The sequence below is a fragment of the Streptomyces sp. NPDC039423 genome (genome assembly GCF_055598725.1).
Map to the genome: position 1 here is coordinate 46,911 of NZ_JBVKAH010000006.1, position 26,330 is coordinate 73,240.

At 74.2% G+C, this 26,330-nt stretch carries 25 protein-coding genes; 8 read left to right on the forward strand and 17 right to left on the reverse strand.

Features of this window, described 5'->3' with window-relative positions:
* The first annotated feature begins 111 nt into the window (after positions 1 to 111).
* Positions 112 to 648: a GtrA family protein gene (locus tag ACZ7LK_RS20015; protein WP_392275265.1), complete on the forward strand. Its 537-nt coding sequence runs from the start codon at positions 112 to 114 to the stop codon at positions 646 to 648.
* Positions 649 to 701: 53 nt separating this feature from the next.
* On the opposite strand, the gene ACZ7LK_RS20020 is transcribed toward ACZ7LK_RS20015, so the two are convergent.
* Both ACZ7LK_RS20020 and ACZ7LK_RS20025 read right to left on the reverse strand, forming a co-directional pair.
* Positions 702 to 1,970: an ATP-binding protein gene (locus ACZ7LK_RS20020; protein WP_392275264.1), complete on the reverse strand. Its 1,269-nt coding sequence runs from the start codon at positions 1,968 to 1,970 to the stop codon at positions 702 to 704.
* A gap of 9 nt (positions 1,971 to 1,979) precedes the next feature.
* Positions 1,980 to 2,657 (reverse strand): response regulator transcription factor, encoded by a 678-nt coding sequence (locus tag ACZ7LK_RS20025; RefSeq protein ID WP_392275263.1) that lies wholly within the window; start codon positions 2,655 to 2,657, stop codon positions 1,980 to 1,982.
* A gap of 483 nt (positions 2,658 to 3,140) precedes the next feature.
* On the opposite strand from ACZ7LK_RS20025, the gene ACZ7LK_RS20030 reads away from it, so the two are divergent.
* A complete protein-coding gene (locus ACZ7LK_RS20030; protein ID WP_392275262.1) occupies positions 3,141 to 4,661 on the forward strand; it encodes a peptide MFS transporter in 1,521 nt (506 codons plus the stop codon).
* A gap of 167 nt (positions 4,662 to 4,828) precedes the next feature.
* Here ACZ7LK_RS20030 and ACZ7LK_RS20035 read toward each other — a convergent pair whose 3' ends face one another.
* The gene (locus tag ACZ7LK_RS20035) at positions 4,829 to 5,410 is read right to left on the reverse strand and encodes an ATP-binding protein (protein ID WP_392275261.1); all 582 of its coding nucleotides are present in this window, start codon (positions 5,408 to 5,410) and stop codon (positions 4,829 to 4,831) included.
* Positions 5,411 to 5,559: 149 nt separating this feature from the next.
* Positions 5,560 to 5,928 carry an STAS domain-containing protein gene (locus ACZ7LK_RS20040; protein WP_392275260.1) on the reverse strand — a complete coding sequence of 123 codons (369 nt, stop codon included), beginning with the start codon at positions 5,926 to 5,928 and terminating at the stop codon, positions 5,560 to 5,562.
* Positions 5,929 to 6,168: 240 nt separating this feature from the next.
* Between ACZ7LK_RS20040 and ACZ7LK_RS20045 the strand changes: the two genes are divergently transcribed.
* The 3 genes from ACZ7LK_RS20045 to ACZ7LK_RS20055 all read left to right on the forward strand — a co-directional run bounded on the left by ACZ7LK_RS20045 (position 6,169) and on the right by ACZ7LK_RS20055 (position 10,478).
* Positions 6,169 to 7,065 carry an RNA polymerase sigma factor SigF gene (locus tag ACZ7LK_RS20045; protein ID WP_392275322.1) on the forward strand — a complete coding sequence of 299 codons (897 nt, stop codon included), beginning with the start codon at positions 6,169 to 6,171 and terminating at the stop codon, positions 7,063 to 7,065.
* Positions 7,066 to 7,267: 202 nt separating this feature from the next.
* Complete coding sequence (locus ACZ7LK_RS20050; RefSeq protein ID WP_471142839.1) at positions 7,268 to 8,404, forward strand: DegT/DnrJ/EryC1/StrS family aminotransferase; 1,137 nt, start codon at positions 7,268 to 7,270, stop codon at positions 8,402 to 8,404.
* Complete coding sequence (locus ACZ7LK_RS20055; protein ID WP_471142317.1) at positions 8,397 to 10,478, forward strand: lipopolysaccharide biosynthesis protein; 2,082 nt, start codon at positions 8,397 to 8,399, stop codon at positions 10,476 to 10,478. Before ACZ7LK_RS20050 ends, ACZ7LK_RS20055 begins: the two co-directional genes overlap by 8 nt.
* Here ACZ7LK_RS20055 and ACZ7LK_RS20060 read toward each other — a convergent pair.
* The 7 genes from ACZ7LK_RS20060 to ACZ7LK_RS20090 all read right to left on the reverse strand — a co-directional run bounded on the left by ACZ7LK_RS20060 (position 10,448) and on the right by ACZ7LK_RS20090 (position 18,067).
* Positions 10,448 to 11,560: a glycoside hydrolase family 26 protein gene (locus ACZ7LK_RS20060; RefSeq protein WP_469463398.1), complete on the reverse strand. Its 1,113-nt coding sequence runs from the start codon at positions 11,558 to 11,560 to the stop codon at positions 10,448 to 10,450. The two genes, ACZ7LK_RS20055 and ACZ7LK_RS20060, sit on opposite strands and share 31 nt — an antisense overlap.
* A complete protein-coding gene (locus tag ACZ7LK_RS20065) occupies positions 11,557 to 12,114 on the reverse strand; it encodes a hypothetical protein (RefSeq protein WP_471142321.1) in 558 nt (185 codons plus the stop codon). Before ACZ7LK_RS20065 ends, ACZ7LK_RS20060 begins: the two co-directional genes overlap by 4 nt.
* A 14-nt stretch (positions 12,115 to 12,128) precedes the next feature.
* Positions 12,129 to 14,012: a hypothetical protein gene (locus tag ACZ7LK_RS20070; protein ID WP_471142324.1), complete on the reverse strand. Its 1,884-nt coding sequence runs from the start codon at positions 14,010 to 14,012 to the stop codon at positions 12,129 to 12,131.
* Positions 14,013 to 14,066: 54 nt separating this feature from the next.
* The gene (locus ACZ7LK_RS20075) at positions 14,067 to 14,864 is read right to left on the reverse strand and encodes a polysaccharide deacetylase family protein (protein WP_392275256.1); all 798 of its coding nucleotides are present in this window, start codon (positions 14,862 to 14,864) and stop codon (positions 14,067 to 14,069) included.
* Entirely contained in the window at positions 14,861 to 16,159 is a 1,299-nt protein-coding gene (locus tag ACZ7LK_RS20080) for a glycosyltransferase family 2 protein (protein ID WP_471142327.1), read from the reverse strand. Before ACZ7LK_RS20080 ends, ACZ7LK_RS20075 begins: the two co-directional genes overlap by 4 nt.
* A 10-nt stretch (positions 16,160 to 16,169) precedes the next feature.
* On the reverse strand, positions 16,170 to 17,255 hold the full coding sequence (locus tag ACZ7LK_RS20085) for a GNAT family N-acetyltransferase (RefSeq protein ID WP_471142329.1): 1,086 nt from the start codon (positions 17,253 to 17,255) through the stop codon (positions 16,170 to 16,172).
* Positions 17,256 to 17,374: 119 nt separating this feature from the next.
* On the reverse strand, positions 17,375 to 18,067 hold the full coding sequence (locus tag ACZ7LK_RS20090; protein WP_392275253.1) for an aspartate/glutamate racemase family protein: 693 nt from the start codon (positions 18,065 to 18,067) through the stop codon (positions 17,375 to 17,377).
* Positions 18,068 to 18,146: 79 nt separating this feature from the next.
* On the opposite strand from ACZ7LK_RS20090, the gene ACZ7LK_RS20095 reads away from it, so the two are divergent.
* Positions 18,147 to 18,614 carry a hypothetical protein gene (locus ACZ7LK_RS20095; protein WP_471142332.1) on the forward strand — a complete coding sequence of 156 codons (468 nt, stop codon included), beginning with the start codon at positions 18,147 to 18,149 and terminating at the stop codon, positions 18,612 to 18,614.
* A gap of 139 nt (positions 18,615 to 18,753) precedes the next feature.
* Positions 18,754 to 18,939, forward strand: coding sequence for a hypothetical protein (locus ACZ7LK_RS20100; protein WP_392275251.1), 186 nt, complete (start codon positions 18,754 to 18,756; stop codon positions 18,937 to 18,939).
* 34 nt (positions 18,940 to 18,973) lie between these two features.
* On the opposite strand, the gene ACZ7LK_RS20105 is transcribed toward ACZ7LK_RS20100, so the two are convergent.
* Positions 18,974 to 19,828 carry an LLM class F420-dependent oxidoreductase gene (locus ACZ7LK_RS20105; protein WP_469463403.1) on the reverse strand — a complete coding sequence of 285 codons (855 nt, stop codon included), beginning with the start codon at positions 19,826 to 19,828 and terminating at the stop codon, positions 18,974 to 18,976.
* Positions 19,829 to 19,921: 93 nt separating this feature from the next.
* Positions 19,922 to 21,031, reverse strand: coding sequence for a CapA family protein (locus tag ACZ7LK_RS20110; protein WP_392275249.1), 1,110 nt, complete (start codon positions 21,029 to 21,031; stop codon positions 19,922 to 19,924).
* 244 nt (positions 21,032 to 21,275) lie between these two features.
* On the opposite strand from ACZ7LK_RS20110, the gene ACZ7LK_RS20115 reads away from it, so the two are divergent.
* Positions 21,276 to 21,803, forward strand: coding sequence for a hypothetical protein (locus ACZ7LK_RS20115; RefSeq protein ID WP_469463404.1), 528 nt, complete (start codon positions 21,276 to 21,278; stop codon positions 21,801 to 21,803).
* Here ACZ7LK_RS20115 and ACZ7LK_RS20120 read toward each other — a convergent pair.
* The 4 genes from ACZ7LK_RS20120 to ACZ7LK_RS20135 all read right to left on the reverse strand — a co-directional run bounded on the left by ACZ7LK_RS20120 (position 21,787) and on the right by ACZ7LK_RS20135 (position 26,328).
* Positions 21,787 to 22,356 (reverse strand): hypothetical protein, encoded by a 570-nt coding sequence (locus tag ACZ7LK_RS20120; protein WP_469463405.1) that lies wholly within the window; start codon positions 22,354 to 22,356, stop codon positions 21,787 to 21,789. The two genes, ACZ7LK_RS20115 and ACZ7LK_RS20120, sit on opposite strands and share 17 nt — an antisense overlap.
* A 182-nt stretch (positions 22,357 to 22,538) precedes the next feature.
* Positions 22,539 to 23,795 (reverse strand): imidazolonepropionase, encoded by a 1,257-nt coding sequence (gene hutI, locus ACZ7LK_RS20125; protein ID WP_471142338.1) that lies wholly within the window; start codon positions 23,793 to 23,795, stop codon positions 22,539 to 22,541.
* 17 nt (positions 23,796 to 23,812) lie between these two features.
* Positions 23,813 to 25,147 carry a formimidoylglutamate deiminase gene (locus ACZ7LK_RS20130; RefSeq protein ID WP_392275245.1) on the reverse strand — a complete coding sequence of 445 codons (1,335 nt, stop codon included), beginning with the start codon at positions 25,145 to 25,147 and terminating at the stop codon, positions 23,813 to 23,815.
* On the reverse strand, positions 25,138 to 26,328 hold the full coding sequence (locus tag ACZ7LK_RS20135; RefSeq protein WP_392275319.1) for an allantoate amidohydrolase: 1,191 nt from the start codon (positions 26,326 to 26,328) through the stop codon (positions 25,138 to 25,140). The genes ACZ7LK_RS20130 and ACZ7LK_RS20135 overlap by 10 nt, the downstream gene beginning before the upstream one ends.
* Positions 26,329 to 26,330: the final 2 nt, after the last annotated feature.

The following is a 26,330-nucleotide window of genomic DNA, read 5'->3' on the forward strand; positions in this document are numbered from 1 at the left end:
AGGGTATCCGGCCCGGGCGGCGGCCTTTCCTCCGTCCCCGAGCGGGGCCGTGGGGCGGTGGTTAGCATGGCTTGGTTGACCCACTCGACCGGACGGGGCTGAAAGATCACCATGAGTGAACGAGGCGCACTGCGGGTGCGGCTGGACCAGCTCGTCCGCGAGATCGCCAAATTCGGTCTGGTCGGCGGTCTCGGGCTGCTGGTCAACATGGCGGTCTTCAACCTGGTGCGGCACACCACGGAGCTGCCGGTCGTCCGGGCCAGCCTGCTCGCCACGGTCGTCGCCATCGCCTTCAACTACGTGGGCTTCCGCTACTTCACGTACCGGGACCGCGACAAGGGCGGGCGGACGAAGGAGCTCACGCTCTTCCTGCTGTTCAGCCTGGTCGGGCTGGTGATCGAGAACGGTGTGCTGTACGCGGCGACGTACGGCATGGGCTGGGACAGCCCGTTGCAGAACAACTTCTTCAAGTTCTTCGGCATCGGTGTGGCCACCCTGTTCCGCTTCTGGTCGTACCGCACCTGGGTGTTCCGTACGCTGCCGGCCCGTGAGGCGGTCCAGACCGCCGAATCGTTCCTGGAGCAGCGCCGCCACGCGCCGGAGCCGGCCGGCGAGCCGGTCGCCGGGCCTCGGGCGGGGGCGCGCTAGGGAGTGTCCGTGTGCGGGACACCGCGGGCCAGGCGAGACGTCGCGGACACGACCTAGCGGACGGTCGGGGGTTCGGGCTCGGCGCGGCCGCGCACCTCGCGGCTGAGGAACAGGGCGAAGACCGGCGGCTGCTGCTGGAGCAGTTCCAGGCGGCCGCCGTCCGCCTCGGCGAGGTCGCGGGCGACGGCGAGGCCGATGCCGGTGGAGTTGCGGCCGCTGATGGTCCGCTCGAAGATCCGCGCCCCCAGGTCGGGCGGTACGCCGGGACCCTCGTCGGTGACCTCGACGACGGCCTGGTTGCCGATGACCCGGGTGCGCAGGGCGACGGTGCCGCCCCCGTGCATCAGCGAGTTCTCGATCAGGGCGGCCAGCACCTGGGCGACCGCGCCCGGGGTGCCGACGGCCCGCATGCCGACCTTGCCGGACCGGACGATCGCCCGTCCCGCGCTGCGGTAGGCCGGCCGCCACTCCTCGATCTGCTGCTTGACGACCTCGTCGAGGTCGAAGGCGACCGCCGAGCCGCTGCGCGGGTCGCGCGCGTTGGTCAGCAGCCGCTGGACCACGTCGGTGAGCCGCTCGACCTGGGTGAGCGCGATGTGCGCCTCCTCCTTGACCGTGGACGGGTCGTCGGTCTCGGAGATCTCCTCCAGCCGCATCGACAGCGCGGTCAGCGGGGTGCGGAGCTGGTGCGAGGCGTCGGCGGCGAGCCGCCGTTCGGCGGTGAGCATCCGGGCGATCCGTTCGGCGGAGGCGTCGAGGACGTCCGCGACCCGGTCGAGCTCGGGCACGCCGTACCGCTTGTGGCGGGGCCTGGGGTCGCCGGAGCCGAGCCGTTCGGCGGTCTCGGCGAGGTCGGTGAGCGGGGAGGCGAGGCGGTTGGCCTGGCGTACGGCGAGGAGGACGGCGGCGATCACCGCGAGCAGCGCCACGGCGCCGATGATCAGCAGGGTGCGGCCGACCTCGCGGGTGACCGTGGAGCGTGACTCCTCGACGGTGACCTTCTCGCCGCGCTTGCCGTCGGCGCTGCCGCGGATGACGCTGCCGCCGGGCCGTACGCCGATCTCGATGGGGGCGCGGCCGGGGATCTCGACCAGGGCGTACCGCTTGGCGCCGCTCTGCCGGGCGAGGATGGCCGGGTTGACGGGCTCGCCGCCGACGAGCCGGCTCTCGACGATGCTGACGAGCCGTACGGCCTCGGAGTCCACGCTCTCCTGCGCGCTGCTGCTGATGGTGCGCGTCTCGACGATGACGAGGGAGACCCCGAAGACGGCGATGACGACGAGGACCACGGCGAGCGTGGAGTTGATCAGACGGCGGCGCACGGTGCGTACCTAGCTCTTTTCGAAGCGGAAGCCCACGCCGCGCACGGTGGCGATGTAGCGGGGGTTGGCGGCGTCGTCGCCGAGCTTCTTGCGCAGCCAGGAGATGTGCATATCGAGGGTCTTGGTGGACGACCACCAGGTGGTGTCCCACACCTCGCGCATGAGCTGGTCGCGGGTGACGACCCGGCCGGCGTCGCGGACGAGGACCCGCAGCAGGTCGAACTCCTTGGCGGTGAGCTGGAGCTCCTCTTCGCCCATCCAGGCGCGGTGCGACTCGACGTCGATGCGCACGCCGTGGGTCGCGGGGGCGGGGGCGGGTTCGCTGGCGCCGCGCCGGAGCAGGGCCCGGACCCGGGCGAGCAGTTCGGCGAGGCGGAACGGCTTGGTGACGTAGTCGTCGGCGCCCGCGTCGAGCCCGACGACGGTGTCGACCTCGTCGGCGCGGGCCGTGAGCACCAGGATCGGCACGGTGAGGCCGTCGGAGCGCAGCCGCCTGGCCACCTCCAGGCCGTCCATCCCGGGCAGCCCCAGGTCCAGGACGACCAGGTCGACATGGCCCTGGAGCCCGGTGTCGAGCGCGCTGGGTCCGTCCTCCCGCACCTCGACCTCGTAACCCTCCCGCCGCAGGGCGCGGGCCAGCGGTTCCGAGATGGATGCGTCGTCCTCGGCGAGCAGTACACGGGTCATGGGGTGATGGTAGTCCGCGCCGGTCAGGGGGCGTGGGGGGATCGCACGATGATCGACACGGCCTGCGACTATGGGGTGCCATCCAGCGGAATACCTTGGAAACAGGCCTGGCGGTTCCAGCGACACCTGTGATCCATCTCTCAAGTCCTTCCATATGCATCCCTGTCGTGTCGTATGGTGGCGAGACGCCTGATGCACTATCCGGGGACCTTTGGCCCACTACGCGCCAAAGGTCTCTTTCTGCGTGAGGCCGGCCCGGCCGGTCTCGAGACAGTGAATGACCTGTGGGCCGGGCCCCGTGGCGCGATGTCGCCGCCGGGGCGTGGATCCCGGTGCGGCCTGTCCCCCCGTCTCCGTACGCGTACGGAGCGGACCCTCGTGGGCGCGGGGGTAGGGGCGGGGCCCGTGCCGGTGCCGGCCGCCCCCCACCGGGCGCGTGACCGCTCACGAAGCGCGCGCGTCCCGAGCAAGCAAGGATCGACCATGGCGTCCAGCCTGACGAAGGACTCGCCCCGGACCACCGGCGGCGACAAGGCCTTCTTCGGCCACCCCCGCGGCCTGGCCACTCTCTTCCTGACCGAGATGTGGGAGCGCTTCAGCTACTACGGCATGCGCGCCCTCCTCGTGTACTACCTGGTCTCGGGCGGCGCCGACGCCGCGACGGGCAGCCAGGGCGGCGGCCTGGCGATGACCGCCGCCACCGCGACGGCCATCTACTCCGTCTACGTGTCGATGGTCTACCTGATGGCCATGCCGGGCGGCTGGTTCGGCGACCGTGTCTGGGGCGCCCGCAAGACGGTCGCCATCGCCGGCTCGGTGATCATGGTGGGTCACCTGAGCCTGGCGCTGCCCGGCCAGGCGATGTTCTTCGTCGGCCTGATCCTGGTCGCGGCCGGTTCGGGTCTGCTGAAGGCCAACATCTCCACGATGGTCGGCCACCTCTACGACGGTCCCGAGGACCCGCGCCGTGACGGTGGCTTCACCCTCTTCTACATCGGCATCAACCTCGGTGCCTTCGTCGCCCCGTTCGTCATCGGTACGGTCGGCAAGGAGCACAACTGGCACTTCGGCTTCGCGCTCGCCGCGCTGGGCATGGGCCTGGGCCTGATCCAGTTCCTGCTCGGCACGCGCCACCTGAGCCCGAAGAGCAGCGTCGTCCCGAACCCGCTGAGCCCTGAGGAGCGCCGCGCGGTGCTGCTCAAGGTCAGCGGCGCCGTCCTGGCCGTCGCCGTCTTCTACGGCGTCGTGGTCGCGCTGGGCGCCTACACGCTGAACTGGGCCCTGGTGCCGCTCACCCTCGCCGGCCTGGTCATCCCGGTCGCCGTCCTCGTCCGCATCAAGCGCGACAAGGACCTGTCGTCCGCCGAGCAGTCGAAGATGAACGGCTACATCTGGTTCTTCGTGGCCGCGGCCGTCTTCTGGATGATCTACGACCAGGGCGGTTCGACGCTGTCCCTGTTCGCCGACGACAAGACCGCCGGCAGCGTCTTCGGCTTCGACTTCTCGGCCACCTGGTACCAGTCGCTGAACCCGCTGTTCGTCATGGCGCTGGCCCCGGTCTTCGCCTGGCTGTGGCTGTGGCTGGCCCGTAAGAACCAGGAGCCCAACACCATCGTGAAGTTCGCGATGGGCCTGGTCCTGGTCGGCGCGTCCTTCTTCGTCTTCATCGTCCCGATGGGCATGGCGGGCGACGGCACCAAGGTCTCCCCGATGTGGCTGGTCTCGATCTACATGATCCAGACCATCGGTGAGCTGTGCCTCTCCCCGGTCGGCCTGTCGGTGACCACGAAGATGGCGCCGCAGAAGTACGCCTCCCAGATGATGGGCGTCTGGTTCCTCGCGGTCACCGCCGGTGACTGCACCACGGGTCTGCTGTCCCTGGCGGGCGTCGACCTGAACGGCACCGGGATCATCGCCATGGAGGCGACCCTGGCGGCCGTGGCCGGTCTGGCGGTGTACATGTACCGCAAGAAGGTCCGGACGATGATGGGCAACGTGCGCTGACACGTACGACCCCGCGCCGAGGGCCGCCGCACCGGACACGTCCGGTACGGCGGCCCTCCGCCGTACCGGCGACCGGCACGAGGGCGGCGGGCCCGCGGTCGTGGGGAGGAAAGACAAAGAGCACGGCGTATCGCCGTGCTCCACCATCGCGCCGGGGATCCGGGGCGCTAAGCGGGGGCCGCCAGTTCCGCCCAGACCGTCTTGCCGGGCAGGTCCTCCGACCGGACCACCCCCCAGTCCAGACAGAGGCGCTGGACGATGAACATGCCGTGCCCGCCCGGGCGTCCGGCCTGGTGCGGGGTGCGCGGCGCCGGCCGGCCCTCGCTCCGGTCCTCGACCTCCAGGCGCAGCACCTTCGAGTCCAGCGAGACGCGGAGCTCTTCCGGGCCGTCGGCGTGCAGGCACGCGTTGGTGACGAGTTCGGAGACGACGAGCAGGACGTCCTCGGCGGCGGCCCGCCGGTCGGCGGTGGCCGCCGGCAGCCAGCCCCAGTCGTAGAGCGCCTGCCGGGTGAAGTCCCGGGCGAGCGGAACGATCCCGCTGGCGCTGCCCAGCGAGAGCCGCCGCGTCCGGCGCCCCGCGGGCGTGGCCCCGGGGCCGGGCCCGGACACCGCACCTGACATGTCGGACCTCATCTCCGGCGATGCGGGAGCGGTGGGGGAGGCCGGGACCGAGGCACCGACACCGAGGGCGGAGCCGTCCGGCTGGGGGCCGAGATCGCTCGGCGGATGCTGCTGGGTGGTACCCATCAGCGCTTCACCTCACCGAATTCACCAAGTCGCCATTACGTCGTCACAGGGCAGCCACAGGGCCGTCACAGAGAGTGTGGAGCCCCTCCGTACAGTTGCCGCGGGGTTCTTCTGCCCGGCCGATCCGGGACGACACCCGCTTTGTCGCTTCAGTCGGCCAGTGCCGCTTCCACCGAGTCGTGGACGGTGAAGACCGCCTCCGCACCAGTGATCTCGAACACCCTGGCCACTACGGGCTGCATGCCCGCGAGGTGCACTCCTCCGCCCGCGGCCTCCGCCTTCAGGCGTGCCCCGAGCAGCACGTTGAGCCCGGTGGAGTCGCAGAACGCAAGCTGCGAACAATCGATCACCAAGCGTGTGCGGCCCTGTTCGAGTGCGGAGTCCAGCGGCTCGCGCAGCAGCTCGGCCGTGTGGTGATCGAGCTCACCCGCCGGCGTGAGAACCTCACTGCGGCCATCCGTCCGGACCCCGACCTTGAGCCGGCCCTGATTCGCGCTGCCGACCGTCCCGCGGTCCATGCCGTCCCTCTTCGCCGATGCCGTTGAGTCGGTAGAACCCTACGCCTTCTGAACGGTGGCCGGTAGTCGAGACTTAACCACAAACCGTACATATGGGACAATTGACACTTGCAACGATCCAGTCGAAGCGGGTAGGGCTAGTAAGGACACAACCAACACGGCCGGCTTTGGAGGCGCCGCACACCGCAGCCACTTTCTTTCGGCATCGGCGGCCATATGCCGAGAACGATGGAGGAGACCATGTCACCCCGGCTCGACGAAACGCGTACCCCGGACGCGCCGTCGGCAACTCCGCCCCAGCAGATCCACCGTTACGAGCGGATCGCGACCGACCGGTTCGATCTGCCCGACATCCCCCCGTACGACACCGTCGAACCGCTCGACGCGAGGGCGCTGTCCAAGACGCTCTTCGCGCGCCTCGAAACGCTCGAGGAAGGGACGCACGAGCACGCGTACGTCCGCAACACGCTCGTGGAACTCAACCTCGCACTGGTCAAGTTCGCCGCCTCCCGGTTCCGCTCCCGCAGCGAGCCGATGGAGGACATCATCCAGGTCGGCACCATCGGTCTCATCAAGGCCATCGACCGCTTCGAGCTCAGCCGAGGGGTCGAGTTCCCCACCTTCGCGATGCCAACCATCGTCGGAGAGATCAAACGCTTCTTCCGTGACACCTCCTGGTCCGTGCGCGTCCCGCGCCGCCTCCAGGAACTCCGCCTCGACCTGGCCAAGGCCGGGGACGAGCTGGCCCAGCAGCTCGACCGCTCCCCCACCGTGGCCGAGCTCGCCGAGCGGCTCGGGATCACCAAGGAGGAGGTCGTCGAGGGCATGGCGGCGAGCAACGCCTACACGGCCAGCTCGCTGGACGCCCAGCCCGAGGAGGACGACACCGAGGGCGCCCTGGCGGACCGCATCGGCTACGAGGACCACGGGCTGGAGGGCATCGAGTACATCGAGTCCCTCAAGCCGCTGATCGCCTCGCTCCCGGCGCGCGACCGGAAGATCCTCTCCCTGCGCTTCGTCGCCGGGCTCACCCAGTCGGAGATCGGCGAGGAGCTCAACATCTCGCAGATGCACGTCTCGCGCCTGCTCTCCCGCACGCTGGGCAAACTCCGCAAGGGCCTGACCCTGGACGAGTGACCGCGCGCACCCGCTTCCCGCGCACCCGCTCCCGGAAGCCCGGAAAGCCGGAAGACCGGCCCCGGGAGCAGCGGAAGCCCTGGAAGGGCCCGTTCCGTCAAGGGACGGGCCCTTTCGCCGTCTTGACGGCCTCGTCCCTTTCGGGCCACATTGGCCGGGGCTCAGGGGGGACCACATGGTGTACGCCGCTCTGGAAGAGATGATGCGCGGGCGCCTCGGCAGGGAGTGCCTGTACGTGCCGTCCTGTCGGCTCGGGCTGTACGTGGCGCTGCGCCACTGGTGCCCGCCCGGCGGCCGGGTGCTCATGTCGCCGGTCAACGACGACGTCATCCTGTTCGTCGTCCTGGCCGCCGGGCTGCGTCCCGTCATGGCACCGCTCGACCCCCTGGACGCCTCGATCGACGTGGCGGCCGTCCCCGAGAGCGTGTGGAGCGGGCTGTCGGCCGTCCTGACCACCAACCTGTACGGGAACCCCGACCCCGCGCCGGAACTGGCCGCCCGATGCCGTGCGTCGGGCATCCCGCTGCTGGAGGACGCGGCGCACGCGATCGGCAGCACCGTCGGCGGCCGGCCCGTCGGCACGTACGGCGACGCCGCCGTCTTCAGCCTCTCCAAGCACACCGGCGCCGGGACCGGCGGCTTCCTCGCGGTGCGGGACGCCGGCCTGCGTACGGAACTGGCCGGCGCCCGCGACGCGTTGCTGCACCCCGTCCGCGCCGGCGCCGAACTCGCCCACGCCGTCCGCCCCTACGCCGAGGCGGCCGTGCGGGGCCTGCGCCTGGTGCGGGCCGCGCGCGCCGGACTGCGGCTGCTGGGAAAGGAGGAGCGCGCCGGGATCAGAATGCCCCTGCGCCCCGGTGAGCTGAGGACCGCCCTGGCCGGCGCCCCGGGACTCGACCCCTTCCACTCCTGGGTACGGGTCGACCTGCACGACTACCGGCTCACCCCCGGGCGGGCCCGGCTGCGGCGCACCCGGCGGCTCCTGGGGCGCCTCGGCGCGACACTGGCGGCCCACCGCACCGGCACGGAGAAGCTCCTCGCCTCCCGGTGGGCGGCACCCGGCGCCCCGGTGCGGCCGCTGTTCCGCGTCCCGCTCCTGGTCGCCGACCGGGACGCGGCCGTCGCCGCGCTCGCCCGGGCCCGGGTGACCACCGGCTACCTCTACGACCCGCCGCTGGACGACTACGCCGGCGAACCGTTCGTCGACCCCTCCCCCGCGCCGGGGCCGGCCCGCTGGTTCGCCCGCCACGCGCTGCCCGCCGACCCGCTCCGGGCGGACCTGGTCCTGGAGGTCCTGCGTGCCTCGGGCGCCCGGCCCGCGCCGCCCCGCGGTGGCTGACACGGCGGTCCGCCGGGGCACCGGGGCGGGGGCCGCCGGGCCGGCGGGCGCCGCCCGGGACGGGCGGGCCGGCGGCGACTCGCTGTTCCGCAACGCCTACGCCCTCATGCTCTCCACCGGCGTCTCCGCCGCGCTCGGCCTCGGCTTCTGGCTGGTCGCCGCCCGCCACTACACGGAGCAGGCCGTCGGCCAGGGCTCGGCCGCCATCGCCGCGATGCGGCTGCTCTCCTCCCTCACCGCCACGACCATGATCGGCGCGGTGGTGCGGTACGTGCCGCGCGCCGGCCGGGCGACGGGGCCGCTGGTGTGGCGCGCCTACGCGGTGAGTTCGCTGGTGGTGGCGGTGGCGAGCGTGGCGTTCCTGCTGACGCTGGACCTGTGGGGGCCGTCGTACGCGCCGCTGCGCGGGCCCGCCGCGGGCCTGTTCTTCACCGTCGCGTGCGTGGCGTGGGCGCTGCTCACCCTCCAGGACGGGGTGCTCACCGGGCTGCGCGAGGCGGTGTGGGTGCCGGTGGGCAACGCCGTCTTCTCGACGGGCAAGCTGCTGCTCCTGGTCGTCTTCGCGACCGCGCTGCCCGCCCTGGGGATCTTCGTCTCGTGGGCCGCCGCCACCGCCCTGTCCGTACTGCCGCTGGGCTGGCTGGTCTTCCGCCGCCTCATCCCGCGCCAGGCCGCCGCCGACCGGCACCGGGAACCGCCCGTCCTCGGCGAGATGGGGCGGTTCCTCGCCGGGGACGCGGTGGGCGCCCTGTTCAGCCTGGCGATGATCAACCTGCTGCCGGTGATGGTCGCCGTCCGCTTCGACGCCGCCCACAACGGCTGGTTCTACACCGCGTACACGGTGGGCGGGACGATGGAGTTCATGGCCATCAACATGGCCTCGTCCCTCACCGCGCACGCCTCGCACAGCCCGGAGTCGCTGGCCGAGGGGGTGCGCGGCGCGCTGCGGCGGATGGCGCTGCTGCTGGTGCCGGTGGTGCTGGTGCTGGTGGTGTTCGCCCCGCAGATCCTGACACCGTTCGGTCCCGCGTACGCCGGGAACGGCAGCCTCGTGCTGCGGCTGCTGGCGGCGGCCGCCCTGCCGCGCGTGGCCGTGGAGCTGTACATCGGGGTGCTGCGCGTCCAGGGCCGCACCGGCGTACTGGCCCTCGTCCAGGGCGCGATGTGCGTGCTGGTGCTCGGCGGCGCGGCCGTGCTGATGCGCCCGGCCGGGATCGCCGGGGCGGGGCTCGCGGTGCTGCTGTCGATGCTGGTGATGGCACTGGTGTCGGTTCCCGGACTGCGCGGGGCGCTGCTCGGCCGGCCGCCGGGGCGGGTGCGGCGCCGGGCGGGGAGGGGCGCCGAGGGGCCGGAGTACGGCACCGAATGGGCGCGCCGGCGTGCCGCCGCGTCGGCGGAGCGGGCGCTCGGGCCGCCCGGGCGCGTACCGGCGGCCGGGCCCGTCGAGGGGGGCGGCGAGCGGTGGCATGTCCGGTGGCTGTGGCTGCTGCTGGGGCTGTCCGCCGTGCTGTTCTGGGTGCCGCTGGCCGGTGCCCGGGGCGGGGAGCGGGTCTCCGGGGGCGGCCGCCTGTCGGGGGCCGGGCTGCTGGCGCTGCTGCCGCCGGTCACCGTCACGGCGGGCGTCCTGCTGGTCGTCGTGCACTGCGCTGCCGTCGCGCTGGAGCGGCCGCGTGCCGCCCTGACCGGAGCGGCCCTGCTGGTGACGGTCGCCGCCCTGCACTCGGCGCCGCCGCTGGTGGGCGTGCGCCCCGACCCGGTGGGCGGGCCGGGGGCCGGGGTCCTGGCGCGGTGGGCCGCCGGCGGGGTGGGGCCCGCGGGGCGCGAGCTGGTGCTCGGCGCGCTGCCACCGCTGCTCCAGGTGCTGTGCCTGGGCCTGGCGGCGGTGGCGCTGCGAGCGGTGGGGGTGGGCGGCCGGGTCGTGGCGGCGGCGGTGTGGGTGCTGGCGGTGGCGGGATGGGCGGCGCAGCGGCCGTTCGCGGCGGCCGCGCTGCCCATGGTGCTGGGTTGCGGCGCGGTGGCCGTGGCGGCACTGGTGGTGGGCCGCTACCGGGGCGGGACCGGCTGCCCGAAGTAGTCGTCCTGTCCGGCCAGCCGGTAACCCTCCAGACCGGGGCCGGAGTCGACCGTCAGGTCGCAGCCCTCGCCCGGCACCGGGCGGTTCCAGTGGACCATCGCCTTCACCCGGGGCAGGGTGGGCGCCACCTCGGGGATCCGCGCGTACCAGTCCCGTTGGCGCAGCGGCCGCCGGGGGTCGGGCGCGGTGGCGAACTCGGCCAGCATGACCGGCTTGTCGCCGGACACGTGCGCGCGCAGCCAGTCGTAGGAGGGGCGCTGGCTGCGGTCGAAGTCCAGCCAGTGCGGCGACCGGTGGCAGAGGTAGTAGTTGTACTGGTCCATGCCGATCCAGTCGACGTACGCGTCCCCGGGGTAGAGCCGTTTCATCTGCTCGGCGTGGCCGAGGTATCCGGAGACGGTCCACACCCAGACCACGTTGTCCACGCCCAGCTCCCGGAAGCGGTCGTGGACGTGGCGCCAGGCGGCGACGAACTCGGCGGGCGTGCCGGCGCCCTCCTTGATCCGGAAGTCGGCCTCCTGGTCGAAGGAGAGGAACAGGCGCTTGCCGTACGCCTTGACGCGGCGGGCCTGCGGGTCGATGAGCTCCTCGTCGTACGCGCCGGAGGCGATGTTCCTCCAGCCGAGCTGCCGTTCGGTCCAGTCGGCGTGGTGGGGCTCGGTCCAGACGGTGGACTCCCACGCCAGCATGAGCAGCCGGTCGCGGCCGAGGTCCTGCTCGTCGGGGGTGAGGAGCTGTCCGTCCAGCGGGGTGCCGGACATGTCGTGGTAGTTGTAGACGAGATCGAGCCCGCGTCCGATCCGGCGCTCGAAGGCCAGCACCGCGTCCTTGAGGGAGCCGTTCGCCGCGTACGGCACGTAGGCGCCCCACCAGGCTCCGCACGGCGGTTCCAGCAGCGCGGTCGGCGCGCACGGGCCGTCCGGTACGTCGCCGGAGGCGGCGTCGCGGGGCAGGTCGCCGGGGGTGCCGCCGGACCGGGTGGCCGCCCAGACGCCGAGCCCGATGAGCAGCGCGCCGACCACGGCGAGCACCAGCGCGGTGTACGTCCCGGCCCGGGCTCCGCCGGAGCGGCGGCCGTTCATCCGTCTCCCCCGCCGGACGTGGCGCGCCCGGCCGCGCCGCGTGTCGCCGCGGGCAGCGGCACCCCGGGGAGGGCCGCCGCGACCGTCGCGAACGCGGCCAGCGCCAGCAGGAACGCCGTGGCGGAGAACCCCCGCACCAGGAACAGCGCGGTCGCGGTGAGCGCGGCCGACGACAGACTGAGCGGTGCCGCCAGTGCCAGGGCCTCCAGCCGGGCCCCGGGCCGGAGTCCCGGCGGCTGCGGGTGCAGCAGCGCGAGGCCGGGCCCGAAGGTGACGAAGAGGAGGACGGGGGCCCAGCGCAGGGGCGACCCGCCGGGCAGCAGGGTGGCGGCGACCGCGAGCCACCCGGTCGCGGCGGCCACGGCCCCGATCGCCACCCCGCGCCGACGGGCGGAGCCACGGCGGCCGTGCTGCGACGGGGCGGGATCCGGCCGCCCGTACGGCCCGGCGTGCGGCGGCCCGGCGGAGTCCGGCCCGGCGTGCGGCGGCCCGGCGGAGTCCGGCCCGGCGGGGTTACGGCCGGTGCCGTCCGGGTGGCTGGTGTGCGGTTGCATGGCGGTCTCCCCCGTCATCGCGGTGGCCGGTGTTCCAGGACGGTGCCGTGCTCGTTCTCCTCCACCACGCGGAACAGCGGGGAGCGCCGCAGGGCGGCCACCATGCGGTCGTAGCCGCCGGGGGGCAGATAGCCCTCGCCGGTGACGGCCTCCTCCTGCGTCCGGGTGAGGATCACGTACGCCCGGCGGCCCTCCGGAATGCCCCGTGCCAGGTAGGCGGCCGGGTCGCGGAGCATCTCCAGGTTCCCGGGCACGTCCTGCTCGGTGAAGAACCAGCGCTCGTAGGCGTCGTAGCGGATGTACGCGCCCGGGAACGAGCCCGTCGTCGCGAGGATCAGGGAGCCCTCCGGTGCCCGGTCGTAGGCCCGCCGTACCAGCGCCGTCTCGGCGGGCGGGGCGTAGTGCATGCCCTCCTTGCCGTAGTAGGAGGGGAGGAACCCGGCCAGCAGCGCGGTGAGCGCCACGGGCAGGGCGACGGCGGTGGCGCGCCGGGCGAGGCGGACCGGCCGTCCGGTGGCGCCGGCCGCCGGGACCAGCGCGGCGGCCGCGAAGAAGGCCGTGCCGGGCAGCCCGAACAGGTAGACCCGGAACAGCATCTCGCCGCCGTAGTCGTTCACGGCGAACAGCGGGACCGGCGCGGCGGCCGCCAGGAGCAGCGGCAGGGCGCTGCGGACCAGCCGGCGGCGCAGCACCACCGCCGTGCCGGCGAGGGCGGCGAGGGTGAGCACCATGAGGACGTTGGCGGCGCCGACCAGTTCCGGTCCGGGGCCGGTGGGCTCTCCGGCGTACCCGGCGCGGGAGTTGCCCAGGAGATCGCCGGCCGAGTCGCGGAGCGTGCCCAGCGTCTGAAGGAACAGCGGCCGGCCCATCGTCAGGTCCCAGGCGACCATGATCAGGCCGGTGACGACGAGCAGTCCCGCGTTGCGGTAGCGGCGGGTGAGGCAGAGCGCGAGCAGGGTGGCGCACAGCATCACGGGCGTGAGCTGGTGCGAAGCGTTGACGGCCACGACGAGCGGCGCGACGACCAGCACGCCGACCGCGCGCTGCCGGGTCCCGGTGGGCGGCGGGACGGCGGCCGCCGCCGGGTCGAGCCGGGACCGGTCGCGCAGGGGACCGGCGGATCCGGGGCGGACGAAGTGGCGCAGGACGACGGCGAGGACAGTGAGGTACAGCAGGTAGGAGAAGCCCTGCGGGGAGAGGTAGTCCTGGCCGACCCAGTTGGCGAGCTGGAAGATCCACACCGCGGTCCACACCAGGCGCCAGTCGTCGGTGAAGGTGCGGTAGACCAGCAGCAGTACGGGCAGCGTCAGCACGCCGAGGACGACCGGCGCCCAGTTGACGTACGACGCGGCGGTGTCCACCCCGAAGGCCCGTACCAGCGCGGCGTTCAGCGAGAAGAACCCCGGCCACTGGTCGTACGCCGACATCCCGCCCGACAGCTCGGTGTACGGGTGGACCGTGCCCTCCGTCAGCAGCCGGGTGATGACCTCGTCGTGCTTGGCCGCCCACGCGTACCGGACCGAGTCGTAGAGCACGGCGGGCGGTGCCTTGAGCGCCGCCAGCATCGCCAGGCAGTACGCCGCCGGCCATCCGGGGGCGGTGCCGGCACGGCGCAGGCTGACCAGGAACCCCGCGGTCAGGGTGAGGAGCGCGGCGTAATAGGCGGGCGGGAACCGGTCGAGCAGCCCGTGGTCCCCGATGTCGCGGAACCCGGTGCGGGGCAGCGCGTACACCCACAGGGCGGCGGCGAGCGGGAGCGGCAGGAAGCCGAGGACGGTCCGCCAGGACCGGCCGCGGAACCGGGCGGCGGGCGGCGGCGCTCCGGACCGGGCCCCGGCCGCCGCGTCACCGGCCGCCGCGTCCACGGCCGGCGCGGGCGCGCGCTGTTGTTGCTGCACTGTGCCTCTCCCCCCAGCGTGTGGCCGTTTCGGCGACGTACGGGAACGTCCTTCTCAGCCGGCGAACGCGGGCCGGCCCCGGAGCGTCGCCCTCGCCCGCCGGTACAGTCGCCAGCCGACCGTCGCCGGTGAGTCCCGGTACGGCGCGGTCCGTGCCCCGCGGCCCGCCATCCAGGCCTCGACGTCGGCGACCGTGTGGGTACGGCGCACGATGAGCCGGGCGATGCGGTACGTCTCGTCCGCGTCCGAACTGAGCGCGTGCCGTACGGCGACGGCGGACGCGTAACCGGCGTCGGACGCGGCCCGGCGCACGGCGCCGTTGTTGTAGCCGTGCGGGTAGGCCAGGTGCGCCACCTCGTGGCCCAGGACGTCCTCCAGGACGGCCTTGGCGTCGCGCAGTTCCCGCCGGACCTGGCGGGCGGGCAGGGTGTCGAGCTGGGGGTGGGTGACCGTGTGGGCGCCGACCTCGATGCCGTACTGCTCCAGCAGGGGCGCCTCGGCGAGCGCCATCATCGGCGCGGGCGGCAGGAGACAGGCCCGGCCGGGGGTGATCGCCCCGGTGGTCAGGTAGGCGGTGGCGGGCAGGTCCCGGGCGGCGAGGGCCTCGGCGGTGGGGCCCGGCAGGTCGGCGAAGCCGTCGTCGAAGGTGAGGACGACGGGCCGGGGCGGCAGCTCGCCCTTCCCGCGCAGGTGGCCGGCGAGCGCGGAGAGGGGGACGGGGGTGCGTCCGCTCGCCACGACGGCGTCGAGCTGGGCCGCGAAGTCGCGGGGCGTGACGCTGAATTCGGCGATCCAGGGGGGCGGGTCGTCCGTCACCGCGTGGTAGAGGAGGACCGGGACGGGGACCTTCATCCCGCCTCCCGGGCTCTGCCGCGGGCGGCGCGCAGCCGCGCGCGGGCGTAGCCGACCGGTCCGTACAGCATGCCGCGCCGTTCCAGCCGCGAGAGGCTGCGCGGCCAGGGGTGGTGGTACGCGCCGTGCTCCCCGGGCGCGGCGGGTCCGGTGACGGGTGCGCCGGGTGCGCCGGGCGCGGCGGGCCCCGGGGAGGCGGTGCGGGCGGCCGTCATCGCCCGGGCGTGGGCGAGGCCGCGCGGGAGGCGGGCGAGGAGGGCCGGCAGCAGGGCGGGGCGGCGCACGGCCAGGGCGGTGAGGCAGGCGGTCAGGCCGGCGCCGTAGCCGTACGCCTGGTCGCGCAGGTCCTGCCAGGTCTCGCGGTGGTGGTGCCGGACGAGGGCGTCGGGCGTGTAGCGCAGCCGGTGTCCGGCGGCCAGCACGGCGACGAAGGCGTACAGGTCGTCGCCGCCCCTGGCGGGGGTGCCGGTGCCGGTGGCCGGGTCGAAGCCGCCCGCGTCCCGCAGGGCGGTGGCGCGGAAGGCCATGTTGGCGCCCGACCCGAAGCTGCCGGCGGTGAACGGGAACAGGGGCTGGTCGGCGGGCGGCCGCTCCGGGTCGTAGGTGCGGGGCGTGAAGCCCTTGGCGAAGCCGCCGTGGCTCTCCAGGAGGACCTGGGCGGGTGTGCGCAGCCGCGCGGGCAGGATCAGCCCCGTGACGCAGCCGATGCGCGGGTCGTCGGTGAACGGCCCGGTGAGGGCGGTGAGCCAGTGCGGGTCGGCGACCACGTCGTCGTCGGTGAAGGCGATGACGGTGCCGTCGGCGGCGGCGACGCCCCGGTTGTGCGCGGCGGCGAGGCCGGGCGCGTCCTCGCGCACGTAGCGCACCCGCCCGGTGTACGCGCGCTCGACCAGCTCCCGGGTGGCGCCGGTGCGGGGCGCGTTGTCGACGACGACGACCTCGTAGTCGGGGTGGTCCTGGGCGAGCAGCGAGTCCAGGGCGCGGGCGAGCTGTCCGGCGCGTTCCCGGGTGGCGACGACGACGGACGTGCGGGGCAGGTCGCCGTACGTCTCGGGCGGCGGCTCCCGGTGGCCGGTCAGTCGCTCGCGGGCGAGCGCGGCGAGGGTGCGGGCGGGGTCGGCGCCGGGCGGGACGTGGCCGAGGACGGTCCCCACGGGGCGGCCGCGGAGCCGCACCAGGGCGTGGACGTCGCCCTCGGGCGTGTCGGCGCAGTGGAAGGACAGGACGTCCCCGCCGAGTTCCGCGAGGTCGAGGTCGGCGACGGCGATGGGCCCGGGCGGCCTGGGCGTGGGCATGGGACCTCCTTCAGCGGCCGCGCAGCCGGCCGGCCCGGTCGAGCGCCTGCCGGACGCGGCGGGCGAGCCGTGGCCGTGCGCGGACGAACCGGTGGGCGCGGCGGGCGGGTTCACGGCTCAGCCGGTGGAGGCCGGCGAGCGGCCCGGGGCCCGTGGCGGCGCCCTCGTACACGCGCAGTTCACCGGTCTTGAGGGCGTCCTTGTACTCGGCCGCGCCGCGTCCGAGGTCGAGCATCCCGATGCCGGCGCCCGCGGCCGCCTCCGCCATGCGGAGGTGGAGGACGAGGCCCGGCGAGTACGGGGCGTACGCGGGGTCGTAGGCCGGGAACCAGCACGACAGGACGGTGCGGGAGCGGAGCCCGAAGTGCGCGGCGACGGGCCGGTCGGCGACGTACAGGACGGACAGGAGGCCGGAGCAGCCAGGGGCGCGGCTGGTGTGCAGGTCGCGCACCAGGGTGCTGATCCAGTCCTGGGCGAACCGGTCGCGGCGGCCGGTGCGGCGGTACTGGGCGGACTTCCAGGCCATGAGCGTGCGCAGTACGGCCGGGTCGCGCTCGTCGAGGACGAGACGCACCGGACCCTCCCGGCGGCCCAGGCGCCGCTCCTTGGCGAGGGTGGTCCGCAGGAACGTGGGCGACCGGACCCGCAGCACGGCCTCGTACGCGGCGTAGCCCTCCGTCACGTCGATGACCGGTGCGGCGAACTCCTCGGCGGCGCCGGTCAGGAAGGTGCTCTGGCCGGCCTCCAGGTTGTCGAACTCCCAGGCGGCCAGTCCGCAGCCGCGCAGCAGTTCCGGCGCGGTGACGCCGAGCCCCGCCCGGAGCACCGCCCCCTGGCAGTCGGACACGCCGAGCCCGATGGCCCGGCCGCGCCCCAGGGGGCCGGTCTCGTACGGGAGGAAGCCGACCGGGTCGCCGCCCTCGCGGAGCACGGCGACCCGGGCCCGGGGCCGTACCCGGCCCACGGCGCGCGTGAACTCGGGCTCCATGAACGGATTGGCGGGTGCGCCGGACGTGGCGCGCAGTGCGCGCCAGACATCGGCCTCGTCGTCGCCGAGCTCCCCCGGCCCGACGACATGGATGCGTACAGCGCTCAACTCCGACCCCCCGGTCTCCCCCTGAGCCGTGCTGGACAGGACGGTACCGGCCGAAATCACTCCAGGACAGGGTCAGTCACCCATGTCGTGAGGCGAGGGGAAGAAGTGATCACACGTGATCAAAGGGACAGGGCGGCGGTGACGGCGGCCTCGGCGTGCAGCCGGGTGGTCGGGAACACCGGGACGGGGCTGTGTTCCTGCCCGATCAGCAGCTCGATCTCGGTGCAGCCCAGGATGACGCCTTCGGCGCCGTCGGCGACGAGCCGGCCGATGACCCGCTGGTAGGCGGCGCGGGAGGTGTCCTCGACGATTCCGAGGCACAGTTCCTCGTAGATGATCCGGTGCACTTCGGCCCGCCCCTCGGCCTCGGGCACCAGGACGGTGAGGCCGTGCCGGGCGAGCCGGTCGCGGTAGAAGTCCTGCTCCATGGTGAAGGCGGTCCCCAGCAGCCCGACCGTCCTCACCCCGGCCGCGCGCACCGCGTCGGCGGTGGCGTCCCCGAGGTGCAGCAGCGGCACGGGCACGGCGTCCTGCACCTGTCCGGCGACCTTGTGCATGGTGTTCGTGCAGATCAGCAGCAGGTCCGCCCCGGCCGCGGCCAGCCCCCGCGCCGCTTCGGCGAGCACTTCCCCGGCCTGCTCCCACTCACCGGACGCCTGGAGCCGCTCGATCTCCGCGAAGTCGACCGAGTGCAGGATGCACCGCGCCGAGTGCAGCCCGCCGAGGCGCTCGCGTACGAGCTCGTTGAGGAGCCGGTAGTACTCCGCGCTGGATTCCCAGCTCATGCCGCCGATCAGTCCGATGGTCTTCATCGGGACAGACTCCCATGATCGTCGAACGACCTTGCCGGTTTCCTCACATCTCCTCACAGGAATCGCTAGCCTGTGCTCCATGAGCAACAGCATCCCGGTGGACGACACCACCCATGCCCAGGTCACGCTCCTGGCGCGCGCCTGGAACGTGACACCCGGTCAGGCGGTCGCCCGGCTGGTCGAGTTCTTCCAGCGGCCCGTCCCGGCGGCCCCGGAGGGCGGGGCGGCCGGGGGCGCGGGCGACGACTCCGGCGGGGGCGCGGACGGTGGGGGCGGCGGTGGCGCGGGCGGTGGCAGTGCGGGCGGTGAGCGGGTGCGCGTGCACGCCATCTACGGCGGGGTGCGGATCGCCGGTCTGTACGACCCGGTGACCCGCGCCCTCACGGTGACCGACGGCCCCGCCTCCGGCGCGTACCGCACCCCCAGCGGCGCCGCGAGCGCCGTCCTGCAAGCCCTCAAGCCCGAGGTGAACCCCAACCGCAACGGCTGGAGCTTCTGGACGGTCGACAGCAGCGGCGCCCTGCTCCAGAGCCTGCGCCACCGCTGATCCGAGCGTTCCGCCCCCCAGGGGCCGGCTCCTGCGTCATACTCGATGTGCTGCTCAACTTCCCTGCGTGGCGCCCCGCTTGGCCTGCCCGCCGACGGAGCGCCCGCTTCCGTCCTCCTCCACCCACCGGGAGCCGCACGTGCCCGACGACCGCGATCCGCTGCTCAGTCAGCGCTCCGCCCTCATCTTCCTGCTGGGCGCCCTGGTGGGCATCGGAGCCGGCCTCCTGACGTGGTGGAAGGGCGCGGGGGCGGCGACCGCCCTCATCGCCACGGGCACCGCCTTCGCAGCCGGTGTGTGGTTCTTCCACAGCACGGTCGCCTAGGTCGTGTCCGCACGGTACCGGCGTCCGCCCGCTCTCAGGCCACCTGCCGTGCCAGCGCGGCCAGGTGGGCGAGGGCGGCGTCGGTGGACGGATCCGGCAGGGCGACGATGACATGGTCGATGCCCTGTTCCGCGAGTTCGCCGCAGCGCTGGACGCTCTCGTCCACCGACTGCCCGTCGGGCACCCGCATGTGGAGGGTCTTCTCGATCGCCTCGTAGGGGCGTCCCTCCGCCTCGCAGTGCGCGCGCAGCACGTCCAGCTTGTGGCGGACGTCGGCGCCGAGGAACAGGTTGCAGGCGTCGCCGTAGCGGGCGACCAGCCGGAGCGTCTTCCGCTCGCCGCCGCCCCCGATGAGGATCGGCGGATGGGGCCGCGACAGCGACTGGGGCGAGTTGAGCGTGCGGGACAGTCGGTAGTGCTTCCCCTCGTACGGGGTGTCCTCGGCGCTCCACATCCGCTTGGCGATGCGCAGCGTCTCCTCCAGGCGCTCGAACCGCTCGGCGACCGGCGGCAGCCGGAACCCGAGCCCCCGGTGCTCGTCCTCGTGGAACCCGGCCCCGATCCCCAGCACGGCCCGCCCCCCGGACAGCACGTCGAGGGTGGTCACCTGCTTGAGCAGCAGCCCGGGCTGACGGTAGGTCACACAGGTGACGAGCGCGCCGAGGGTGACCCGGCGGGTGAGGGCGGCCGCGTACGACAGGGCGCTGTAGGCCTCCAGCATGGGGTCCTCGGCGGCGCCGAAGTTCGGTATCTGGAAGAGGTGGTCCATCACCCAGAAGCTGTCGAGCCCGGCGTCCTCCGCGCCACGGGCCACGTCGGCGAACCGGGCCGCGATGGCGGCGGGTCCGCCGGGCCAGTCGAACCGGGGACAGGTGAGTCCGAGCTTCACGACGGTCTCCTCAAGGGCTTGGCTTCATGGTCGCGGCGCACGCCGGGCGAACGAAAAAAGCCTGCCGGTCGGTCGGCAGGCTGTCGCTGGGGATCAGCGGGAGCTTACGACGAGCGCGCCGCGCGGGTCGAGTTCGACGTGCGCGCCGAAACCGCCGCTGATCCGGTCCAGGGTGGCCCGCAGCCATGCGAGGTCCTCGTCCGGGGCGTGTTCCAGGCGCATCCGCCGGGCCCGCATCGGAACGATCCGCACGTCCGGCGGCCGGCCGGAGCCCGGGTCGACCGCGACCAGGTACAGCGGCCGGAGGTCGTCCCGGTAGCGCTCGTACCCGGTGATGCCCTCGTAGTCGTCGATGAGGTCGCCGCAGCCGTACAGGACCAGCCCGTCCCGGTACAGCTCCAGGGGCCGGGGGTGGTGCGAGGAGTGGCCGTGCACCACGTGGACGCCGCCGTCGACCAGCGCGTGGGCGAACCGGACCTGGTCCCGGCCCGTGGCGTAGCCCCAGTTGGAGCCCCAGTGGACGCTGGCCACGACGACGTCACCGGGCCGCGCGACCCGCCGTACCCGGCGGACGACCGAATCCGCCGCCTCGGGGGTGGCCTCCGGCACGAAGGCGACCCCGGGCCGGTCCCCGGTGGCGGCCCAGCCGGGCGGGATGCCACTGGACGCCATCCCGAAGGCGGTCACCACGACCCGGCGCCCGCCCAGCGGGACGACCGCGGGCCGCCACGCCTCGTCCGCGTCGTGCCCGGCCCCGACGGTCCGCAGGCCCGCCCCGGCCAAGGCGTCGAGGGTGTCCTCCAGCCCCCGCCGGCCGAAGTCCAGCACGTGGTTGTTGGCCAGCACGCACGCGTGGGGGCGGGCGACGGCCAGGGCGGGCAGGTTCCCGGGGTGCATGCGGTAGTGGACGTCCTTCCCGGCCGCGAACGTCCCGTCCCCGGTGACGCTCGTCTCCAGGTTCACCACCCGCACGTCCGGCGCCCACGCGTCCAGCACCGCCAGCGCGTCCCCCCACGGCCACCCGGGCCCGACGGGCCGCGGAACCGGCCCGTTCACCGCCTCGGCCAGCTCCACGTACGCCCTGGCATCGCGGACGTACGCCTCCCGCAGCGCCGGATCTCCGGGGCGCGGCAGGATCTGGTCCACCCCGCGGCCGAGCATCACGTCGCCGCAGAGGAACAGCGTCACCGCGGAGGCGGTCATGCCTCCAGGGTAGGGCGGGACCCGGTGCGGTCGCCGATTGCACCAGCGACCGGCCGGTTGATAGTCATGCCGTACGCATGATCCTTTCTCCGGGCGCGTCGCGGTCCGCCGAAGGGCCACGGGGGGAGCGGAGCCGCGCGACGACGTGCCGGTGCCCACCCCTCGCTCCCTCCATGCGTCCGTCCGTCCGTCCATCCGTCCGCACGCACGCGCGTGTGATGACACCCCGTGGAGTCCCGTCCCCATGAGCACGCCGCCCTCCCACCAGGTACCGCCGCAGGCCGGTCAGGCCCTTCCCCAGGGGTACGGCACCCCGCCGGCCGCCGCCCCCGGCGGGCCCGCGCCGTACCCGCTCCCCGTGTACGGCGATCCGGCCGCCCCGCGCGCGTGCCGCTTCTGCGGCGGCCACCCCACGGTCGACACGTCCGTGCGGGCGCACCAGGGCATCCTCGTCATCATGCGCTTCCAGAAGGTCGACGGGCCGTTCTGCCGTGGCTGCGGGACCGCCGTGGTCCGGGCGGCGACCACGCAGACGCTGTGGCAGGGCTGGTGGAGCCCCTTCTCCCTGGTGTTCTTCACGCCCTTCACCCTGCTGTGGAACCTGGTGGCCCATCTGCGCCTCGCCCGGCTCGCCCCGGCCGCCCCCGCGCCCGGCCGCGCGGCTCCGGACCAGGGGCAGCCGGTGTACCGCCGGCCCCTGGCCTACGTGGCGCTGGTGCCCGTCGTCTGGGCCGCGTACTTCATCACCGCCGTGGTCACCGGGTCCGCGTGACGGCCGCCGCGCCGGCGGCTCGGGGCAGCGGTTCCCCTTCGTCGTAGGAGGCGTAGGAGTCGTAGGAGGCGTACGCGTAGCCGCCCCGGTGCGGCCCGTTCACGGTGACGTCGATGCTCACCGGGCCCGGCCGGGTCACGTCGAGGTGGCGCTGCACGAGGGACCCGTCGCACACCTCGGCGGGCCCGGGCGGGGCTTGGGCGGCGCCGACGGAGAAGCGCAGGGCGACCGTCGCGTTCCCCGTGCACAGGAACGCGAGCGTCACGCCGCGCACCCCCGCGGGCGGGCCGGGCAGGGTGTCGCCGAAGTGCGCGGAGAGCGGGCCGGAGCCGGCGGCGAGAGAGCGCCGGCCGGTGAAGGCCCGGTCCAGGGCGGCGGTCAGGCCGGCCACGTCGTCCGGTGGTGGGATGGACGGGGCGGGCACCGGGACCCGGGTGCGCGTCGGTGCGTCGGGCCGCGCGTCCCGGGTGCACGCCGGGACGAGGAGCGTGGTGGCGGCGACGAGGCACAGCCCCGCCCTCCGGTGCGCTCCGCCGGACAAGCCCAAGCCCATGGTGTCCCCGCCCCTCCGCCGTGCCGCCCCGGGTCCGCGTCACCGTACCGGGACGGCCGGCGGGCGTCCCCGGGGACGGCGCGGCCGTGGCCGGTTCGGACCGGTGCGCCCGCGGGCGGTCCGGGCCCCCGGGCGGTGGGCCCGGGGGCGCGGGGCGGTGGCGGCCGGGTGGCGGGGGCCGGTCAGAGGACGCGTTCTCCGTGGCGCCAGACCGCCGACACCAGGGGGACGCCGGGGCGGTAGGCGAGGTGGACGTGGGAGGGGGCGTCGAGGAGCGTGAGGTCGGCGCGGGCGCCGGGGGTGAGGCGGCCGATGTCGGTGCGGCGGAGGGCGGCGGCGCCGCCGGCCGTGGCGGACCAGAGCGCCTCGTTCGGGGTCATGCCCATGTCCCGTACCGCCAGGGCGATGCAGAACGGCATCGAGGACGTGAACGACGAGCCCGGGTTGCAGTCGGTCGACAGGGCGACCGTCACGCCCGCGTCCAGCAGGCGGCGGGCGTCCGGCCATTCGGCACGGGTGGAGAACTCGGCGCCGGGGAGGAGGGTGGCGACGGTGTTCCCGGCGGCCAGGGCGTCGACGTCCGCCTGCGTCAGGTGCGTGCAGTGGTCGGCGCTCGCCGCGTCGAGTTCGACCGCGAGCTGGACGCCGGGGCCGTACGAGAGCTGGTTGGCGTGGATGCGCGGGTGGAGGCCGCGGGCCTTGCCGGCGGTGAGGATCGCCCGGGCCTGGTCGCCGTCGAAGGCGCCCTTCTCGCAGAAGACGTCGATCCAGCGGGCGTGCGGGGCGCAGGCGTCCAGCATCTCGCCGGTGACCAGGTCGACGTAGCCGGCCGGGTCGTCGGCGTGGTCCGGGGGGACGATGTGCGCGCCGAGGTAGGTGACCTCGTCGGTGTGGCGGGCGGCGATGCGCAGCGCGCGGGCCTCGTCCTCGACGGTGAGGCCGTAGCCGGACTTGGTCTCGAAGGTGGTCGTGCCCTGGCGCAGTGCCTCGCGCAGGTAGCGGGTGACGTTGGCATCGAGCGCCTCGTCGGTGGCGGCGCGGGTCGCGGCGACGGTGGTGCGGATGCCGCCGGCGGCGTACGGCTGCCCGGACATGCGGGCGTTGAACTCCGCGGTGCGGTCGCCGGCGAAGACCAGGTGGGAGTGGGAGTCGACGAAGCCGGGGACGACGGCCCGGCCGTCCGCGTCGATCCGGTTGTCAGTGGCGGGTGCTTTGCTTGATTCACCGATCCAGACCACGCGGTCGCCGTCGATGACGACGGCCGCGTCCCGGATCAGGCCGAGGGGGGATCCGTCACCGAGGGAGGGGTCGTTGGTGACCAGGCTGGCGATGTTGGTGATGGCGGTGGCCGTCGCCGCGACGGCGTTGTTCGCCGTCGCGGGGGCGGCCGTGGCCGGGGGGTTGTTCGTCGTGTCGGGGCCGCTGTTCGTGCTGTTCATGGTGCGGGGTGTCTCCTTCAGCGGTGCAGCGCGGCGATCGAGTCCGTCAGGGCCCGGGGCACGTCGGGCACGAGGCGGTGGGCCCCGTCCTGTACGACGTGGCGCCCGCCCACGACCGTATGGCGCACATCCGCTGCCGACGCGGCGAATACCGCTGTCTCAGCTCCCAGACGCGGTACCGGTCCCGCTGTCCTGACGGTGTCGAGGGCGATGGTCGTGAAGTCGGCGAGCGCCCCGGTCTCGAGGCGGCCGGCGTCCGGCCATCCAAGGGCGGCGTGTCCGTCGGCGGTGGCGGCGCGCAGCAGCGCGGCGGCGGTCCAGTGGCCGCGGGTGCGGGAGCGGAGGCGCTCGTCGAGCTCCATCGCCCGTGCCTCCTCCAGCAGGTCGATCACCGCGTGGCTGTCGCTGCCCAGCGACAGGGGCGAGCCGGCGCGCTGGAGGGCGACGGCGGGGCCGATGCCGTCCGCGAGGTCGCGCTCGGTGGTCGGGCACATGCACGTGCCGGTGCCGGAGCGGCCGAGCAGGGTGATGTCCTCGGCCGTGAGGTGGGTGTTGTGGACGCCCGTGGTGTGCGGGCCGAGCACCCCGTGGTCGGCGAGCAGCCGGGTGGGGGTGCACCCGTGGGCGGCCAGGCAGGCGTCGTTCTCCGCGGTCTGCTCGGAGAGGTGGACGTGCAGGGGTGCCCGGCGTCCGGTGGCCCATCGGGCGACCGTGGAGAGCTGGTCGGCGGGGACGGCGCGGACCGAGTGGATGGCCGCGCCGATGCGGACGCCGTCGCGCTCCTTGAGGAGGGAGGCGCGTTCGGCCCAGGCTTCGGCGGTGCCGTCGGAGAAGCGCGTCTGGTGCCGGTCGGGTTCGGCGCCGAAGCCGGAGGACAGGTAGGCGGTGTCCAGGAGCGTGATGCGGATGCCCGCCTCGCCGGCCGCGGCGATCAGTGCCTCGCCCATGGCGTTGGGGTCGGCGTAGGGGGTGCCGCCGGGCGCGTGGTGCAGGTAGTGGAACTCGCCGACGGCCGTGATGCCGGCCAGCGCCATCTCGGCGTACACGGCCCGGGCGAGCGCGAAGTAGGACTCGGGGGTGAGCCGGGAGGCGACCTGGTACATGACCTCGCGCCAGGTCCAGAAGGTGCCGGAGCCCACCTGGACCGTGCCGCGCAGGGCGCGGTGGAAGGCGTGGCTGTGCGCGTTCGCCAGGCCCGGGAGGGTCAGGCCGCGCAGGGGGACGGCGCCGGGCGGCGGGGCGTCGGCGCCGGTGCGTACGGCGGTGATGCGGCCGTCCGCCACGTCCAGGGCGACGCCCGGCTCGACATGGGTGCCGAGCCAGGCGTTCTCGCACCAGTAGGTCAGCGGCACGCGAGGCCCTCCAGTACGTCGGCGAGGGCCAGCACGCCGGCCACGCAGTCGTCCTCGGCCGCGTGTTCGGCCGGGGAGTGGGAGACGCCCGTGGGATTGCGGACGAACAGCATGGCGGTGGGGACGGACGCGGACAGGATGCCCGCGTCGTGTCCGGCGCCGGTGCCGAGGACCGGGACCTGGCCGCCGAGGATCTTGCCGAGCTCGTCCCGCAGGGCGTGCTCGAACTCGACGACGGGCGTGAAGGACTCGCGCACGACGGTGAGGTCGACGCCCTGGCGGGCGGCGGCTTCGTGGGCGGCCGCCTCGATGCCGGAGACGACCGTGTCGAGCGTCGCCTGGTCGGCGGCGCGGGAGTCGAGCCAGCCGCGGACGAGGGAGGGGATGGCGTTGACGCCGTTCGGCTCGACGGCGATCTTGCCGAAGGTGGCGACGGCACCGGCGAGTTCCGCCTCGCGGCGGGCGGCGAGGACCGTCTCGGCGTACGTCAGCATCGGGTCGCGCCGGTCGGCGAGCCGGGTGGTGCCCGCGTGGTTGGCCTCGCCGTGGAAGTCGTACCGCCAGCGGCCGTGCGGCCAGATGGCGGAGGCGATGCCGACCGCGTCCCCGGTCAGGTCGAGGGCGCGGCCCTGCTCCACGTGGAGTTCGACGAACGCGCCGATGCGTGCCAGGCGCTCCGGGTCGGGGCCGATGGCCTCCGGGTCGTACCCGGCCGCCTCCATGGCCTGGGGCAGGGTGGTGCCGTCGGCGTCGCGCAGCCGGTGCGCGGCCTCCTTGGTGAGCTGCCCGGCCGCGAGGCGGGAGCCGACGCAGGCGAGTCCGAAGCGGGCGCCCTCCTCGTCACCGAAGTTGGTGATGGCCAGCGGGCGGCGGATGTCGGCGCCCCTGCGGCGGAGTTCGTCGAGTGCCGCGAAGGAGGAGACGACGCCCAGCGGGCCGTCGAAGGCGCCGCCGTCGGGGACGGAGTCCAGGTGCGAGCCGGCGACGACGGCGTCCTCGCCGCGGGGGTCGCCGAGCCAGGCCCACTGGTTGCCGTTGCGGTCGGTCTCGTAGGTGAGGCCGCGGGCCTCGGCCTGCTCCTGGAACCAGGTGCGGCAGTCGGCGTCGGCGCCGGTCCAGGCGTAGCGACGGTAGCCGCCGGAGCCGGTGTCGCGGCCGAGGGGGGCGAGCTGCCGCCACATCT

Excerpts from the sequence above, each read along its gene's own strand:
- ACZ7LK_RS20030 (WP_392275262.1), top strand. The coding sequence starts at position 3,141 with ATGGCGTCCAGCCTGACGAAGGACTCGCCCCGGACCACCGGCGGCGAC.
- ACZ7LK_RS20080 (WP_471142327.1), bottom strand. The coding sequence starts at position 16,159 with ATGCCCACGCCCAGGCCGCCCGGGCCCATCGCCGTCGCCGACCTCGAC.
- ACZ7LK_RS20015 (WP_392275265.1), top strand. The coding sequence starts at position 112 with ATGAGTGAACGAGGCGCACTGCGGGTGCGGCTGGACCAGCTCGTCCGC.
- ACZ7LK_RS20110 (WP_392275249.1), bottom strand. The coding sequence starts at position 21,031 with ATGACCGCCTCCGCGGTGACGCTGTTCCTCTGCGGCGACGTGATGCTC.
- ACZ7LK_RS20090 (WP_392275253.1), bottom strand. The coding sequence starts at position 18,067 with ATGAAGACCATCGGACTGATCGGCGGCATGAGCTGGGAATCCAGCGCG.
- ACZ7LK_RS20075 (WP_392275256.1), bottom strand. The coding sequence starts at position 14,864 with ATGAAGGTCCCCGTCCCGGTCCTCCTCTACCACGCGGTGACGGACGAC.
- ACZ7LK_RS20120 (WP_469463405.1), bottom strand. The coding sequence starts at position 22,356 with ATGGGCTTGGGCTTGTCCGGCGGAGCGCACCGGAGGGCGGGGCTGTGC.
- ACZ7LK_RS20050 (WP_471142839.1), top strand. The coding sequence starts at position 7,268 with ATGCGCGGGCGCCTCGGCAGGGAGTGCCTGTACGTGCCGTCCTGTCGG.
- ACZ7LK_RS20065 (WP_471142321.1), bottom strand. The coding sequence starts at position 12,114 with ATGCAACCGCACACCAGCCACCCGGACGGCACCGGCCGTAACCCCGCC.
- ACZ7LK_RS20115 (WP_469463404.1), top strand. The coding sequence starts at position 21,276 with ATGAGCACGCCGCCCTCCCACCAGGTACCGCCGCAGGCCGGTCAGGCC.
- ACZ7LK_RS20135 (WP_392275319.1), bottom strand. The coding sequence starts at position 26,328 with ATGTGGCGGCAGCTCGCCCCCCTCGGCCGCGACACCGGCTCCGGCGGC.
- ACZ7LK_RS20035 (WP_392275261.1), bottom strand. The coding sequence starts at position 5,410 with ATGGGTACCACCCAGCAGCATCCGCCGAGCGATCTCGGCCCCCAGCCG.
- ACZ7LK_RS20095 (WP_471142332.1), top strand. The coding sequence starts at position 18,147 with ATGAGCAACAGCATCCCGGTGGACGACACCACCCATGCCCAGGTCACG.
- ACZ7LK_RS20060 (WP_469463398.1), bottom strand. The coding sequence starts at position 11,560 with ATGAACGGCCGCCGCTCCGGCGGAGCCCGGGCCGGGACGTACACCGCG.
- ACZ7LK_RS20045 (WP_392275322.1), top strand. The coding sequence starts at position 6,169 with ATGTCACCCCGGCTCGACGAAACGCGTACCCCGGACGCGCCGTCGGCA.
- hutI (WP_471142338.1), bottom strand. The coding sequence starts at position 23,795 with ATGAACAGCACGAACAGCGGCCCCGACACGACGAACAACCCCCCGGCC.
- ACZ7LK_RS20040 (WP_392275260.1), bottom strand. The coding sequence starts at position 5,928 with ATGGACCGCGGGACGGTCGGCAGCGCGAATCAGGGCCGGCTCAAGGTC.
- ACZ7LK_RS20025 (WP_392275263.1), bottom strand. The coding sequence starts at position 2,657 with ATGACCCGTGTACTGCTCGCCGAGGACGACGCATCCATCTCGGAACCG.